Raw genomic sequence first — 13,315 nt, 5'->3', positions numbered from 1 at the left:
CGACGGCCGCTCATGCATCGATCTCCACACGCAAGCCCGCCGCGGTGTTGGCACGGTCGAAGCTCAGCGTCTTGACCACGGCGAACACCTCCCGCCCCGGTTCCAGCCCCAGCGCCTGTCTTGACTGGCGGGTAATGCGCGAAACGATCGTCGCACCATTGCAATCCATGCGCACGTCCACCGAAGCGTCATCCTCCGGCTCGATCGAAACGACGCGTCCCGCCAGCACGTTGAGCGCCGACAGCCCGTGCGGCCGCTCGGTGGCGATCATCACGTCGCGGGCGCGGATGCGCACCCGGACCGGCGCACCGACGGCAAGGTCGAGGCGCGGCACCCGGATCTCGCCGGCCGCCGAGGCCAGCACCGTCATGGCGAATTCCGCGTCATGACGCGCCACGACCGTCTCCAGCAGCGCGCCGCCCTCGCCGCGTTCCTCGTCGGGCAAAAGGTCGAGCCGTTGCAGGATCGCCGCCGCCGGGCCTGCCGCCGTGACCTTGCCGGCGGAAAGCACGACGACCTCGCTCGCCAGCCGCGCCACCTCGGCGACGGAATGGCTGACATAGACGATGGGAATCTTCGTCTCGTCGCGCAGCCGCTCGATATAGGGCATGATCTCGGCCTTGCGCGCCTCGTCCAGCGAGGCCAGCGGCTCGTCCATCAGGAGCAGCCTCGGGCTGGCGAGCAGCGCCCGGCCGATCGCCACGCGCTGCTTCTCGCCGCCGGAAAGGCCGGAGGGGCGGCGGTCCAGCAGGGCGCCGATGCCCAGCAGGTCCACCACCGCGTCCATCCCGGCATAGCGTTCCGCCGCCGGCGTGAAGAAGCGGCCATAGCGCAAGTTCGCCGAAACGCTCATATGCGGGAACAGCCGCGCATCCTGGAACACCAGGCCGACGCGCCGCTTGTGCCTCGGCACGAAGAGACGCCTTTCGGTGTCGACCAGCACGCGCCCGTCCACCGCCACGCGCCCGCGCTCGGGCCTCGCCAGCCCGGCGATGATGTTGATGAGCGAGGATTTCCCCGAGCCGGACGGGCCGAACAGCGCCGTCAGCCGCCCGGCGCTCTCGAAGCGGGTTTCGAGCATGAAATTGCCCTGCCGGCGGGCGATGTCGATGGCGAGCGTCATGTCAGTTCCAGCCTGCGGCCGACGCGCCGTGCCAGCACTTCCGACACCACCAGTGCCGCCATGGAGATGATGATGGAGATCAGGGTCAGCCTCAGCGCCCCCTCGTCGCCGCCCGGCACCTGCGTGAAGGTGTAGATCGCCGACGGCAGCGTCTGCGTTTCGCCCGGAATGTTGGAGACGAAGGTAATGGTGGCGCCGAACTCGCCCATCGCCTTGGCGAAGGACAGGATCATGCCGGCGATGATGCCGGGCAGGATCAGCGGCAGGGTGACGGTGGCGAACACCCATCCGACACTGGCGCCGAGCGTGCCGGCCGCCGCTTCAAGCCTGCGGTCCACCGCCTCGATGGACAGGCGGATGGCGCGAACCATCAGCGGAAAGCCCATCACCGCGCAGGCAAGTGCGGCACCCGTCCAGCGGAAGGAAAAGACGATGCCGAAATGCTCGGCGAGAAACGCGCCGGCCGGCCCGCGCTTTCCGAAAGCCAGCAGCAGCAGATAGCCGGTGACGACCGGCGGCAGCACCAGCGGCAGGTGGACGACGCCGTTGAGCAGCGTCTTGCCCCAGAACCGGCCCCGCGCCAGAAGCAGTGCGATCAGGATGCCCGGCGGCAGGCTCGCCAGCATCGCCACCGTCGCCACCTTGATCGACAACCTGACCGCGTTCCATTCGTCGGGAGTAAGGTCGGTCAGCCAGTTCATGCGCGGTCCGGAAATTGGTCAGGGCGGCTGCATACCACATCCCCGCTCCGGCTTGCTTGGCAAACCACCTCTCCCCTGTCGAACGGGGGAGAGGTGCCGAGCAGAGCGAGGCGGAGTGGGGGTCGAATTCACACGCCATCGTCCCAACAGCCCGGCCTCGCCGCCTCAGTTGCTCGGGGCGAGCACGGTAAAGCCCTGCCCCTTGAAGATCTCGGCCGCCTTGGCGGATTGCAGACACTTCAGGAATGCCGGCGTCTCGGCGTCCTTGGAATCGGTCGTCTGCGCCACAGGATAGACGATCGGCTTGTGCGAATCCTCGGGGAAGGTGCCGATCACCTTGACGCCGGGCTCGGCCACAGCGTCTGTGGCATAAACGATGCCTGCCGCCGCCTCGCCGGTCGCCACCAGCTTCAATGCCGCGCGCACGTTCTCCGCCTGCGCCAGCTTGCCCTCGACGGCGCCCCACATGCCGAGCTTTTCCAGCGCTTCCTTGCCGTACTTGCCGGCCGGCACCGATTTCACCTCGCCTATGGCGAGCCTGCCGTCGCCGAGCAGGCCGGCGAGGTCGAAGCCCTTCTCAAGCTTGGCCTCGGCCGTCGAATCCTTCGGCGCCACCAGCACGATGGCGTTGCCGAGCAGCTTCACCTCCGTGTCCGGCCTCACCAGCTTCTTGTCGGAGAGGTACTTCATCCAGTCGAGGTCGGCCGAGACGAAGACGTCGGCCGGCGCGCCGGCCTCGATCTGCTTGGCCAGGGCCGAGCTTGCCGCGTAGGAGATCGCCGCCGCCTCGCCGACTTCCGGCTCGCACGCCGCGTTCACCGCATCGAGCGCGTTCTTCATGCTGGCGGCCGCGAAGACCGTCACCTTGCTGTCGTCCGCGCGCGCGGCCGACAGGCCCGCCGCCAGCGCCATCGCCACGCCGCCGGCTAGCAGACCCGCCACCGAAACCCTGCTCACGTTCATCGAACCTCTCCCTGCCAATTGAAGGCCATGCAGCCGAAAATCTCCAAGGCGATATATTCACATGAACATAACAATGAAAAGCCTCCTTGCCGTTTTCTACGCCAAAAGCGTTGAACTGGCCAGCCGGAACGCCATACGATCGATCCCGCTGGAAAGAACGAATCCTCGGGAGATCGACTGTGAAGATCAGCGCGCGCAACACGCTCAAGGGCAGGATCGTCGAGATCACCAAGGGCGCCACCACCTCGCATGTCAGGATCGACATCGGCGGCGCCACCGTCACCGCCTCGATCACCAACGAGGCGGTGGACGAACTGCAGCTCGCCGTCGGCAGGCAAGCCTATGCAGTCATCAAGGTATCGGACGTGATGGTGGGGGTGGAGTGAAGGGCAATCCTTCGTTCACGACAGGGCGCTTCACCGGCGCAATCCCCCTATCCGTCGCGCTACGCGCGCCACCTCTTCCCCCGTTCCGGGTGCAGAGGATAGGCCGGTCGCAAGGCTTGGCTCTCATCCTCTCCCCTCACGAAGTGGGAGAGGTGGCGCGCCCGCAGGGCGCGACGGAGAGGGGGCAGTGCCACTGGGGCGAGCCCTCTAAACCGCGATCGGCGCCTTGATCGAGGCGTCGGCGACGTAGTTGTCCAGCCTGAAATCCTCGAAGCGGAAGGAAAACAGGTCCTTCACGTCCGGGTTGATCCACAGCGTCGGCAGTTGCTTCGGCGTGCGCTGAAGCTGCTCGCGCGCCTGCGCAAAGTGGTTCGAATAGAGGTGCGCGTCGCCCAGCGTGTGGACGAAGTCGCCCGCCTTCAGCCCCGTCACCTGCGCGATCATCATGGTGAGCAGCGCATAGGAAGCGATGTTGAAGGGCACGCCGAGGAAGATGTCGGCCGAGCGCTGGTAGAGCTGGCAGGAAAGCCGCCCGTCGGCGACGTAGAACTGGAACAGGCAGTGGCACGGCGGCAGCGCCATCTCGTCCACCTCAGCCGGGTTCCAGGCCGAGACGATCAGCCGCCGCGATTGAGGATTCTGCCGTATCTCATTCAGAAGATTCGCGATCTGGTCGATGGTGCCGCCATGCCCGTCGGGCCAGCTGCGCCATTGCTTGCCGTAGACCGGGCCAAGTTCGCCCTTCTCGTCCGCCCACTCGTCCCAGATGGTGACGCCGTGGTCGTTGAGATACTTGATGTTGGTGTCGCCGGCGAGGAACCAGAGCAGTTCGTGGATGATCGACTTCAAGTGCAGCTTCTTGGTGGTCAGCACCGGGAAGCCGCGGCCGAGATCGAAGCGCATCTGGTGGCCGAACACCGAGCGCGTACCCGTGCCGGTGCGATCGCCACGGTCGGTGCCGTAGTCGAGCACATGCTGGAGAAGATCGAGATACTGGCGCAACAGGCGGCTCCGATTCGGGATCGGCCCATTATAGCGCAACAACGACCGACTGCCCATCGAAGGCAGCCGTAGACCTAGCGATACCCGCTATCCACAGGCGGGCCAGCCGCTCAGCCATTATCCCGGCCGCGGCCGCGGCGAGGGCCGGGATAATGTCTGATTTTTAGGACCCGGCTCTCTCAGAGAGTGCCGAGCTTGCCCAGTTCCTTGGCGACCAGATAGTAGAAGGTCACGCGGCCCTTGGAGTTGTCGCCGGCCATCGCCTTGGCGACCTTGGCAACGGCGGCTTCCGCCTTGGCGGCGTCGACGCCGAGCTTCTTCACGCCCCAGTTGTCGCGCACGCGGTCGAGTTCCTTCTGGTCGGTCGCCGAAACCAGCGAGGAGTCGCGGTTCCTCAGCGCGATGCCCAGGTGCTTGACGATCTTGTCCACCACGGCGGCGTCGGCGCCGGCATCGTATTTCTTCACGTCTGCGAGATAGTCGGCCATCGGAAACTTCCCCTCGTCGGAGCCATGTTGACTGCCGGAGACCGGCCGGCGGCTCAGAGCCGGAACGGAATCTCCACACGGGCGGAGATTCCGGCGAGAGCGCGCGCGAGTCAACCCTGCGTGGCATTTTTGCCATGCGCCGCCACCGCCGCCTTTGCGGCCTTCCCTTTTGCCCGGCCGGTCCCTATATTCGGTGTGTCGGCTCGTCCGACTATGGCGATAAACAGGCGATGCAATAAACCGTTCGGACCCGGGGGCGGTACCCGGCGCCTCCACCAAAAGCCGCCGCTTCATTCGGCGGCTTCTGCTGGGGGCGAAACAGGATCGACGAAGGTGTAAAGATCGTTCTTTTGCCCGGCATTGTACCACCGTTATCGGGCTAAACTTATAGTTGCCAACGACAACTATGCGGAAGCTCGTCTCGCTGCGTAATGCGGCGCGAACGCTTCAAATCAAGTCCTAGCGGTTCGCACTTCTAGGCGGGGTCCGGAGGCACCTGGCAACAGAAGCCTCCACTTCTCTCCCCTCCCGATCGCTCTCGCCGCAACGCGTCACTAACCTGTGGCGCGAGTTTCATCGCAATGAAGGTCTTTGACATGGATTCCGACCGCTTCTTCGTGCTCACCGGCGGGCCGGGCGCCGGCAAGACGACGCTGGTCGAGGCCCTGCGCGCCAGGGGATTCGCCGCCACCGAGGAGGCCGGACGGGGCGTCATCCGCGAGGAGATGGAGACCGGCGGCGATGCCCTGCCCTGGATCGACCGCCAGCGTTTCGCCGAGCGCATGTTCGAATGGGAATTGTCCTCCTACCGGCAGGCGGAACGGGAAGCCGGCGCCGTCTTCTTCGACCGCGGCCTGCCGGACACGCTCGGCTACCTCACCCTCGAAGGCCTGCCCGTGCCGCCCTGGATGGAAGAAGAGGCATGGCGGCTGCGCTACCATGCCCGCGTCTTCGCCGCCCCGCCGTGGAAGGAAATCTATGGCGTGGACGAGGAACGACGGCAAAGCTGGCAGGTCGCCGTGCGTACCTATGAGGTCATGGTTCGCACCTATACGGACTTCGGCTACGACCTTGTCGAACTGCCCCGTGCTGCGGTCGAACAAAGGCTCGCCTTCGTGCTGAAGGAAGCCGGACTGGCCGAATGAGAACAGATAAGGGAATAGGGGAATAGGGCAGTAAGGCAGTAGGAAAGAGAGAACGGCTTCTTCTCCCTTATTGCCTTATTGCCTTACTCCCCTATTCCCTTACTCCGCCGGCACTTCAGCCGGCCGGCGCGTGCTGCCCAGCGTCAAGTGCGCCAGCGTGAAGGAAATCACCGCGCACAGCGCGATGGCGGCCACCATCGGCAGCGGCGTGCCGTCGGCGAACACGCCCGCCACCGCCATCGCCACCGCGCCGATGCCGAGCTGCAGGGTGCCGAGCAGCGCCGACGCCGTACCGGCGATCTCGCCATGCTCGTCCATCGCCAGCACCGAAGTGGAGGGGATGACGAGGCCGACGAAGCCGTAGCCGAAGAACAGCAGCGTCGCCAGCACGCCGAGGCTGTCGAAGCCCGACGCCATCAGCGCGAACAACAGCACCATCACGCTGGCATAGCCGGTCACCGCATAGCGCACGACCCGGCTGAGTCCGAAGCGGTCGGCGAGCTTGCCGGTCAGCTGCGACATGGCGAAGAACGACACCGCGTTGATCGAGAAGAACAGGCTGTAGACGCGCGGCGTCAGCCCGTAATGGTCGATCAGCAGGAACGACGAGTTCGACAGGTAGACGAAGAAGGACGAGATCGCGAACGAACCGATCGCCGTCAGGCCGAGGAAATAGCGGTCGCGCAGCAGGAAGCGGTAGGCCCGGAGCGCCTCGCCGAACGAACTGCCGATGCGCTCCTCCGGCGGCCGCGTTTCCTTGAGCGAGGTCGCCAGAAGCACGACGGCGACCAGCACCGCCACCGTCACCGCCCAGAACACGCCGCGCCAGCCGAAGCTCTCGCTGATGAAGGAGCCCGTCAGCGGCGCCAGGATCGGCGACACCGAGAAAACCAGCATCAAGAGCGACATCAGCTTGGCCGCCTCGTTGCCGGTATAGAGGTCGCGCACGATGGCGCGCGGCACCACCAGCCCGGCGGTCGCGCCGATGCCTTGCAGGAAGCGGAACGCCACCAGCCATTCAATCGTCGGCGCCAGCGCGGCGCCCACGCTGCCGACCAGAAACAGCGCTAGCCCGACATAGAGCGGCCCCTTGCGGCCGTAGATGTCGGCGATCGGGCCGACGGCGAGCTGGCCGATGCCCATGGAGATAAAGAAGGCGAGCAGGCTCATCTGCACGCCCACCGGCCCGGCATGCAGGTCGCTGCCGATCGAGGGCATCGCCGGCAGGTACATGTCGATGGCGAACGGGCCGATGGCGGAAAGCAGGCCGAGGACGACCGCGAGGCCGAAAAATCTGGAATTCATGACGATGCTCTTTCGAATCCGGTTCGTCGCCGCATGCTGTTCCACACGACACGATCAAGGACGCTTCAACCGGCAAGGCGCCGACTCTTCGACGCTGCCCTTGTTACTCCAAAAAATTAGACATCCTTGTCCAAATTGTCAAACAGGTTTATATGGATTTCATGACGACAGCTATCGTTCCTGACACGCTCCCGCCACCCGTTTCGCTCCCGCGCGGCCACGAGGCCAAGCGCGCTTCCATCCTCGACGCGGCCGGCTCCGTCTTCTGCCGCGAGGGTTTTGCCGGCGCCAACATCGACCTGATCGCGGCCGAGGCCGGCGTCTCGCGCCAGACCGTCTACAACCACCATGGCGACAAGCAGACGCTGTTCCAGGCGGTGGTGCGCGACCTGACGGAACGCTCCAATGCCGGCGTCTTCGCCACGCTCGCCACTTTCCCCGACCAGCCGAAGGACATCGAGGCCGATCTCATCGCCTTCTGCATGCGGCTGAACCGCAACTGCGTGTGCAACCGCGAGGGCAAGTTCCTGCGCAAGCTGATGCAGGCCGAGAGTGAGCGCTATCCGGAGCTGTTTTCCGAATGGCGCGACCATGGCCCGGCGAAGACCTGGTCGGCGCTGGCCGCACGGCTGGCCCGGCTGGCGCATGCCGGCTATCTCGACATCGACGATCCCGACGTCGCCGCCCGCCAATTCCTGGCGCTGGCCAATGCCGACCTGCACATGACCTTCCTGCTCGGCGGCACGCCGAGCGAGGCGGAGGTGCTTTCCTCCGCCACCAACGGCATGCGCGCCTTCCTGCGCGCCTACGGCACGGCGCGTTGCGTGGCCGAAAAGCCGCAGCCGGCCGCCGTCTGACACACTTTCTTCGTCATTCCCCTCGTCGTCGCGCGCCGGCTTTCCATATTCGGTTTACGCAGCCGCCAAGCTTGATTACAGCTAGACTGACGATTCAAGGGAAGCCCGGCGCCACATGGCAGACGACCACATCCGCTATGACATTCTCGCCCAGGAGGCCCTGCGCGGCGTCATGCGCAAGGTGCTGGCGGAGGTCGCGCGCACCGGCCTGCCCGGCAACCATCATTTCTTCATCACTTTCCTGACCGGCGCGCCCGGCGTGCGCGTCTCCAGCCGCCTGCGCGAGCGCTATCCCGAGCAGATGACCATCGTCATCCAGTTCCAGTATTGGGATCTGAAGGTCACCGACACCGGCTTCGAGGTCGGCCTGTCCTTCTCCGACGTGCCGGAGAAGCTGGAAGTGCCCTTCTCGGCCGTGCGCGGTTTCTACGATCCGTCGGTCAACTTCGAACTGGAATTCGACGTCCGCACCGAAGGCGAGGCCGAGGGCGAGCCTGCCGCCGAGCCGGTGGCGCTGGTGCCGGAAAAGAAGGCCGAGCCGAAGAAGAAGCAGGCCGAGAAGCAAAAGCCCGCCGCCGAGTCCGAGCCCGCCGCCGGCAAGGGCGCCGACGTCGTCTCCCTCGACGCCTTCCGCAAGAAGTAGCGGCCGGAGCCATGGCCGAGATCGTCAATCTTCGCCAGGCCCGCAAGCAGAAAGCGCGGGCGGATAAGGAACGCACGGCCGCCGGGAACCGCGCCGCTTACGGCCGCACGAAGGACGAGCGTGAGCGGCAGCGCCGCCTCGACGAGCAGGCCGGCCGCTTCATCGACGGCCATCTCCGCGAGCCGGCGCCGGACGAGACGTGAGCCGCGTCGAGAAGCGCTCGGTCAGCATCCGCGGCCACCGCACCAGCTATTCGCTGGAAAAACCCTTCCACGACGAACTCTCGGCAATCGCCGCCGCCCGCTCCCTGCCGCTCGCCGCGCTCATTGCCGAAATCGACCAGAACCGCTCGCGCGAGACGAACCTGTCTTCGGCGCTGCGGCTGTATGTGCTGGAGTGGGTGAAGGGGCGGGGAAGCGCCGGCGCCCCCTGAGCTTACCTCATAGCTTTGCGCCAATTACCCCTCTCCGTCGCGCTTCGCGCGCCACCTCTCCCCTAAAAGGGGCGAGGAACCGAAACCCGCAACCGCCGCATTTTGAAAAGGGAAGGCCATCAAAAAGTCGAAAGCGGTGACTCGGCAGAACTTGGGTTCCTCGCCCCTTTGGGGTTGAGTAACGGTCCGCGCAGCGGACGAAAAGTCAATTGCTTGGCTTTTCGAGTGACGAACGTGGCGCGCGAAGCGCGACGGAGAGGGATGCGCCAGCGGTGCAGCCGTTTGGCGCTGTAAAGCCAGGCCCTCCCTATTGCAGCGTGTCGAAGAAATCTTCCATCGTCGACGGCGACAGCCGGACCGGAGGCGGCCTGGCCTGCTGCGGCGCTGGCCGCGTCTGCGGCAGCGGAGCCTGCTCGATCTGCTCCAGCTGCTGTTCTCTCGCCTTGCGCTCGGCATCCTGACGCGCCTTTTCCGCCTCGGCGGCGCGCTTCGCCGCATCGGCCTTTGCCTTGGCCTCGGCTTGCGCCCTTGCTTCGGCCTCGGCCTGTGCCCTGGCGGCGGCCTCCGCTTCCGCCTGTGCCTTTGCTTCCGCGGCCGCCTGCGCCTCGGCCTTGGCCGCTTCTTCCTGCCTCAGCCGTTCTTCTTCCTGCCTCTGCCGCTCAGCCTCGGCGGCGCGGGCGCGTGCATCCTCAAGGGCGGCGTAGTAGCGCACCTCGCGCCTGAGCCGCTGCTTTTCCAAAAGTGCCGCCTGCATCGCCTCGACGCGCCGCTGCTCCGTCTCCAGCGCCCGCTGGGTGAGGAACTGCGCCAGCGGCTGGCTGTCGAAGCGCCGTACGGTGGCCCCGAACGATCCCTCGACGGTGAAGTTCACGGCCGGCTCCGAGCCGACAAGGTCCTCGTCGCCGGGCTTGTAGGCGACGGTGCCTCTGGCAGAGACCGTGCCGGCGCCGAGATCGGCCGACAGGTCGGCCGTCAGCGTCGACGCCGGACTGGCGAGCGTGACCGGCGGCGCCCGCACGATCCCCGCCGCGACGGTGAAGGCGAGATCGGCCTGCCCCGCGGCGAAGCTGCCGCTGCCGGTAATGCGCGGCGCGAAGCCCGCCACCTTGCCGGCGTCGATGTCGCGGCCGATCCGGTCCGCCTCGGCGAGGAAGGCCGGCAAGGCATCCGGGTTGAGGTTGGCGACGGTCAGGCCGGCCAGCAAAGCGGTGCCGGAACCCGCCAGCGCCGAAATCATCGCGTCGACCGACTTGCCGCTGCTCGACAGCGCGGCCGAAAAGGTGCCGGAGCCGCCAAGCCCCGTATCCGGCAGCGCCTTGGCGAGATCGGCGCCCGCCAGTTCCATCTGGCCATTGAACAGGCCGGTGCCGCCATTGTTCCTGAGGTCGAACAGGCCCGTCAGCGTGCCGCCGAACAGCTTGGCCTTCAGGTCCGACACGCCGAGCCCGTCCGGGGAAAGCCTGAGCGACAGCGAGGCGTCGTAGGCGGTCGCCAGCGGCCCGGCCACGACCGAGCCGGCCGAAAGGTCCAGATCCGCGCTGAAGGGCGCGACAGAGCGCTCGGCGAAGGCCGTCGATGGCCAGCCGGCATCTGCACTGGCGAAAGCCGCGTCGCCGAACAGCATGGCGGCCAGCGTGCCGAAATCCAGTTCGTCCAGCGCCAGCGCGCCGGTCAGGTGCGGCTGCCCGTCCTTCATCTCGACATTAACGTCGCCCGACACCGCCGCCTCGTTGACGGCGCCGTCGAGGCCCGACAGCACCAGCAACCCGCTTGCATAGTCGGCGTCGGCCGACAGCGAGGCGGCCGTGCCGGTGCCCATGCCCGGCAGGCCGAAACCGGTCGTCATCAGCCAGGGCTCGATGTCGGCCGCGTCGATCGCCGCCTTGCCCTTGGCCGAAAGCCCTTCGGCCGTCTCCGAGACGGTGCCGTCGAAGGTCGCCTTGAAATCGGCGCCGGTCAGGTTGAGCGCCGTCTCAAGCCCGCCGGCCAGCGTGCCCTTGGCCGAAAGGTCGGTGCTCGCCTCCCCGACCATGCCGAGCGGCAGCGCCGGCAGGCCGTAGAGCGCCAGAAGCGCCGTGCCGTCGCCGTTGCGGGCGCTGAAGGTCGCCGTCAGCGGCGCGTCGAGCGGCCTGTCGGCCGCCCCCTGCCCCGACAGCGAAGCCGAAAAAGCCGAGCCGCCGGCCGTGCCCTTGGCCGACAGTGCCACGCCGGTCGTGCCGTCGCCGTTTTCGGCCGCACTCGCCACGAGATCGACCTGCGCGTCCGAGAAAAGGCCCGGATAGGCCTTCGCCCGCGCCGAAAGTCCCGCCAGCAGCGTATTGTCGGGATAGCGCGCGGCTGCCACGTCAAGCAGCGGCGCCAGATCCACCGCCACCACCGAGGCGTCGAGGTCGCCGGTCGGGCTGTCGGGAAAATCCTTGATGCGTCCCGTCGCGCTGATTTCGGCGCCCGCCAGCCCGCCAACCGACAGCCGGTCGATCTCCAGCGTGCCGGCCCGAAGCCTGAGTGCGGTGTCGACCGTATCGGCGCTGAGGCCGGCGACGCTCACCGGCCCGGCCTTGACCGCAATGTCGAGGTCGCGGTCGGAAAAGCGGTTGGCGCCCTTGTCGGAAACGAACAGCGAGGCGAAGGCGGCCAGTCCGCCGACGTCCAGTTCCCCGCCTTCCAGCTTCATGGCGACGGAGGGGCGCTGGCCGTCCGGCTCGGCCGCCTCGACGCTGCCGTGGAACTTCGCCTTGCCGAGGATCAGTTCGAGATCGGAAAACGCCTGCCGCGCATCGGTCAGGTCGACATTCGCCTTGAAACCGGCGGCCGGCAGGCGGCGGATCGCCTCGTCGACGTCCTTCGACAGCCAGGCAGCGAAGCCGGACGGCTGCGCGATCGCCAGCAGCAGCGAGCCGGTGAAGCCGAGATGGTCCCGCGTGGCGAGCAGCCCCTGCGCTTCGAGCGTCGCGCGGCCGGGCAGCGTGGCCGACAGCGACTTTACCGACCAGCCCTCGGCGGCGGGCTCGGCCGACAGGGCGACGTCGCGGATCGTCGTGTCGCCGGCGACGACGGCCGGCAATTTCACCTCGACGGTGCCCGGAATGGCCGGCTTCGGCAGGGCGGCAAGGGCCGTCTCCAGCGCCGCGACGCGCCGCGCGAGCGTCAGCCCGCCGCCGGACTTGTCACCCCCCTGCTCGCCGGCCACCGCCTCGTCGAACTGCACCTGCGCACCGCTCGCCTCGATGGCGAAGCGCGGCTGTTGCCCGAGATCGATAGAGGCCTTGCCATCGGCGGTGTAAGGATTGTCGGCAGGCCCCGTCTCGAAGCGGAACTCGTTGACGGCAAGCTGGCGATGGTCGAGCCGGAAGGTGCCGTCGAGCCGGTACGCCGGCTCGGCCTTGCCGGCGCTCACCTTCACCGCTTCGCCGTCACTGCCGCGCAAGGTGGCGCTGTTACGGTCCTCGCCGGCGATGCGCAGGCGGCCCTCGTAGCTCAGGGCGCCCTTGTCGATGCCGGCGGTGCCGTCCGTCTCGATGGCGAGCGGATAGGCATCCGGGTCGAGCTTGAGCCGCAGGCCGATCCTGCCGTCCGGGCCGGCCTTGCCGGTCGAAGCGGCGAGCCGCGTGCGCAAGCCGTCCAGCCTCAGCGCCCCGTCGAGACGCCACGGACCGGCCAGCGACTTGGCCGACAGCGTGGCGTCGATTTCGGAAAGCACGTGGCTGCGGCCGCCGGCGGCATGCGCCAACACGATTTCGCCGTCGCTTACCGTCAGTTTCTCGATCGACACCTGGGCGGGATCGAAGGGCGACGACGGCCGGACCGCCCAGTCAACCGTGCCGTCGGCGGCCACCCCGATCACCGCCTTCGGCCGCACCAGCCGCATGTCGAAGATCAAAACCTCGCCGCGCATGAACGGCGCGAGCTCGGCATCCATGGAGAATGTCTCGACGGTCATCGCCGGCTGGCCGCCGGGACCGCCGGCGACGGAAACGTCGGAGAAGGTCACCGAGGGGAAAGGCAGCAGCCGGGCGCTGGCAGCGCCGTGCACGGTGACCTTGCGGCCGAGGACGACGCTAGCCTCGCGCTCGAAATCGGCCTTGTAGTTCGTCCAGTCGACGAACGGCGGCACCACCAGCGCCGCAAGCAGCACCAGCACGACGAAACCGCCGACAATGACGAACAGGCGAGAAAGCATAAGCCCCTGTCGATCCGTTTAGATCGTCTTGCACCCGGTCGGACGCATAAAGGACGATCTGACACTTTGAATGAGCATCGGAACAAGCC

The 13,315-nt window shown here is 67.0% G+C and carries 13 protein-coding genes and 1 other RNA gene; 7 read left to right on the top strand and 7 right to left on the bottom strand.

Annotated features, from left to right (window positions below; translation table 11 throughout):
* Positions 1–10: 10 nt before the first annotated feature.
* The 3 genes from modC to modA all read right to left on the bottom strand — a co-directional run bounded on the left by modC (position 11) and on the right by modA (position 2,787).
* Positions 11–1,123 (bottom strand): molybdenum ABC transporter ATP-binding protein, encoded by a 1,113-nt coding sequence (gene modC / locus E6C48_RS00760; protein ID WP_136352990.1) that lies wholly within the window; start codon positions 1,121–1,123, stop codon positions 11–13.
* Positions 1,120–1,824 carry a molybdate ABC transporter permease subunit gene (gene modB / locus E6C48_RS00755; RefSeq protein ID WP_136352988.1) on the bottom strand — a complete coding sequence of 235 codons (705 nt, stop codon included), beginning with the start codon at positions 1,822–1,824 and terminating at the stop codon, positions 1,120–1,122. Before modB ends, modC begins: the two co-directional genes overlap by 4 nt.
* 165 nt (positions 1,825–1,989) lie before the next feature.
* Positions 1,990–2,787, bottom strand: a complete 798-nt coding sequence (modA, locus tag E6C48_RS00750; RefSeq protein ID WP_136352987.1) for a molybdate ABC transporter substrate-binding protein — start codon at positions 2,785–2,787, stop codon at positions 1,990–1,992.
* 179 nt (positions 2,788–2,966) lie between these two features.
* Between modA and E6C48_RS00745 the strand changes: the two genes are divergently transcribed.
* A complete protein-coding gene (locus E6C48_RS00745) occupies positions 2,967–3,173 on the top strand; it encodes a TOBE domain-containing protein (protein WP_136352985.1) in 207 nt (68 codons plus the stop codon).
* 207 nt (positions 3,174–3,380) lie between these two features.
* Here E6C48_RS00745 and E6C48_RS00740 read toward each other — a convergent pair whose 3' ends face one another.
* Complete coding sequence (locus E6C48_RS00740) at positions 3,381–4,175, bottom strand: thymidylate synthase (RefSeq protein WP_136352983.1); 795 nt, start codon at positions 4,173–4,175, stop codon at positions 3,381–3,383.
* Positions 4,176–4,354: 179 nt separating this feature from the next.
* Positions 4,355–4,663, bottom strand: coding sequence for a DUF2853 family protein (locus tag E6C48_RS00735; protein WP_136352981.1), 309 nt, complete (start codon positions 4,661–4,663; stop codon positions 4,355–4,357).
* A gap of 158 nt (positions 4,664–4,821) precedes the next feature.
* Here E6C48_RS00735 and ssrA point away from each other — a divergent pair.
* Both ssrA and E6C48_RS00725 read left to right on the top strand, forming a co-directional pair.
* Positions 4,822–5,180: a transfer-messenger RNA gene (gene ssrA / locus E6C48_RS00730) on the top strand.
* Positions 5,181–5,244: 64 nt separating this feature from the next.
* Complete coding sequence (locus tag E6C48_RS00725) at positions 5,245–5,808, top strand: AAA family ATPase (protein WP_136352979.1); 564 nt, start codon at positions 5,245–5,247, stop codon at positions 5,806–5,808.
* A gap of 99 nt (positions 5,809–5,907) precedes the next feature.
* Here E6C48_RS00725 and E6C48_RS00720 read toward each other — a convergent pair whose 3' ends face one another.
* Positions 5,908–7,113 carry a multidrug effflux MFS transporter gene (locus E6C48_RS00720; RefSeq protein ID WP_136352977.1) on the bottom strand — a complete coding sequence of 402 codons (1,206 nt, stop codon included), beginning with the start codon at positions 7,111–7,113 and terminating at the stop codon, positions 5,908–5,910.
* Positions 7,114–7,274: 161 nt separating this feature from the next.
* On the opposite strand from E6C48_RS00720, the gene E6C48_RS00715 reads away from it, so the two are divergent.
* The 4 genes from E6C48_RS00715 to E6C48_RS00700 all read left to right on the top strand — a co-directional run bounded on the left by E6C48_RS00715 (position 7,275) and on the right by E6C48_RS00700 (position 9,046).
* Positions 7,275–7,970: a TetR/AcrR family transcriptional regulator gene (locus tag E6C48_RS00715; RefSeq protein WP_136352975.1), complete on the top strand. Its 696-nt coding sequence runs from the start codon at positions 7,275–7,277 to the stop codon at positions 7,968–7,970.
* 115 nt (positions 7,971–8,085) lie between these two features.
* Positions 8,086–8,613 (top strand): SspB family protein, encoded by a 528-nt coding sequence (locus E6C48_RS00710; RefSeq protein ID WP_136352973.1) that lies wholly within the window; start codon positions 8,086–8,088, stop codon positions 8,611–8,613.
* A gap of 11 nt (positions 8,614–8,624) precedes the next feature.
* On the top strand, positions 8,625–8,816 hold the full coding sequence (locus E6C48_RS00705) for a DUF4169 family protein (RefSeq protein ID WP_136352971.1): 192 nt from the start codon (positions 8,625–8,627) through the stop codon (positions 8,814–8,816).
* On the top strand, positions 8,813–9,046 hold the full coding sequence (locus tag E6C48_RS00700; RefSeq protein ID WP_136352969.1) for a ribbon-helix-helix domain-containing protein: 234 nt from the start codon (positions 8,813–8,815) through the stop codon (positions 9,044–9,046). The genes E6C48_RS00705 and E6C48_RS00700 overlap by 4 nt, the downstream gene beginning before the upstream one ends.
* Before the next feature lie 307 nt (positions 9,047–9,353).
* On the opposite strand, the gene E6C48_RS00695 is transcribed toward E6C48_RS00700, so the two are convergent.
* Positions 9,354–13,226, bottom strand: coding sequence for an AsmA family protein (locus E6C48_RS00695; protein ID WP_136352967.1), 3,873 nt, complete (start codon positions 13,224–13,226; stop codon positions 9,354–9,356).
* Positions 13,227–13,315: the final 89 nt, after the last annotated feature.

Origin of the sequence: Ollibium composti, from assembly GCF_004801285.1 — a bacterium.
Taxonomy (GTDB): domain Bacteria; phylum Pseudomonadota; class Alphaproteobacteria; order Rhizobiales; family Rhizobiaceae; genus Mesorhizobium; species Mesorhizobium composti.
The sequence above is the reverse complement of the archived record's forward strand: the minus strand, read 5'-3'. Positions and strand labels throughout refer to the sequence as shown.

Coding starts and splice junctions, on each gene's coding strand:
- modC (WP_136352990.1), bottom strand. CDS start 1,123: ATGACGCTCGCCATCGACATCGCCCGCCGGCAGGGCAATTTCATGCTC.
- modB (WP_136352988.1), bottom strand. CDS start 1,824: ATGAACTGGCTGACCGACCTTACTCCCGACGAATGGAACGCGGTCAGG.
- modA (WP_136352987.1), bottom strand. CDS start 2,787: ATGAACGTGAGCAGGGTTTCGGTGGCGGGTCTGCTAGCCGGCGGCGTG.
- E6C48_RS00735 (WP_136352981.1), bottom strand. CDS start 4,663: ATGGCCGACTATCTCGCAGACGTGAAGAAATACGATGCCGGCGCCGAC.
- E6C48_RS00725 (WP_136352979.1), top strand. CDS start 5,245: ATGAAGGTCTTTGACATGGATTCCGACCGCTTCTTCGTGCTCACCGGC.
- E6C48_RS00720 (WP_136352977.1), bottom strand. CDS start 7,113: ATGAATTCCAGATTTTTCGGCCTCGCGGTCGTCCTCGGCCTGCTTTCC.
- E6C48_RS00715 (WP_136352975.1), top strand. CDS start 7,275: ATGACGACAGCTATCGTTCCTGACACGCTCCCGCCACCCGTTTCGCTC.
- E6C48_RS00710 (WP_136352973.1), top strand. CDS start 8,086: ATGGCAGACGACCACATCCGCTATGACATTCTCGCCCAGGAGGCCCTG.
- E6C48_RS00705 (WP_136352971.1), top strand. CDS start 8,625: ATGGCCGAGATCGTCAATCTTCGCCAGGCCCGCAAGCAGAAAGCGCGG.
- E6C48_RS00695 (WP_136352967.1), bottom strand. CDS start 13,226: ATGCTTTCTCGCCTGTTCGTCATTGTCGGCGGTTTCGTCGTGCTGGTG.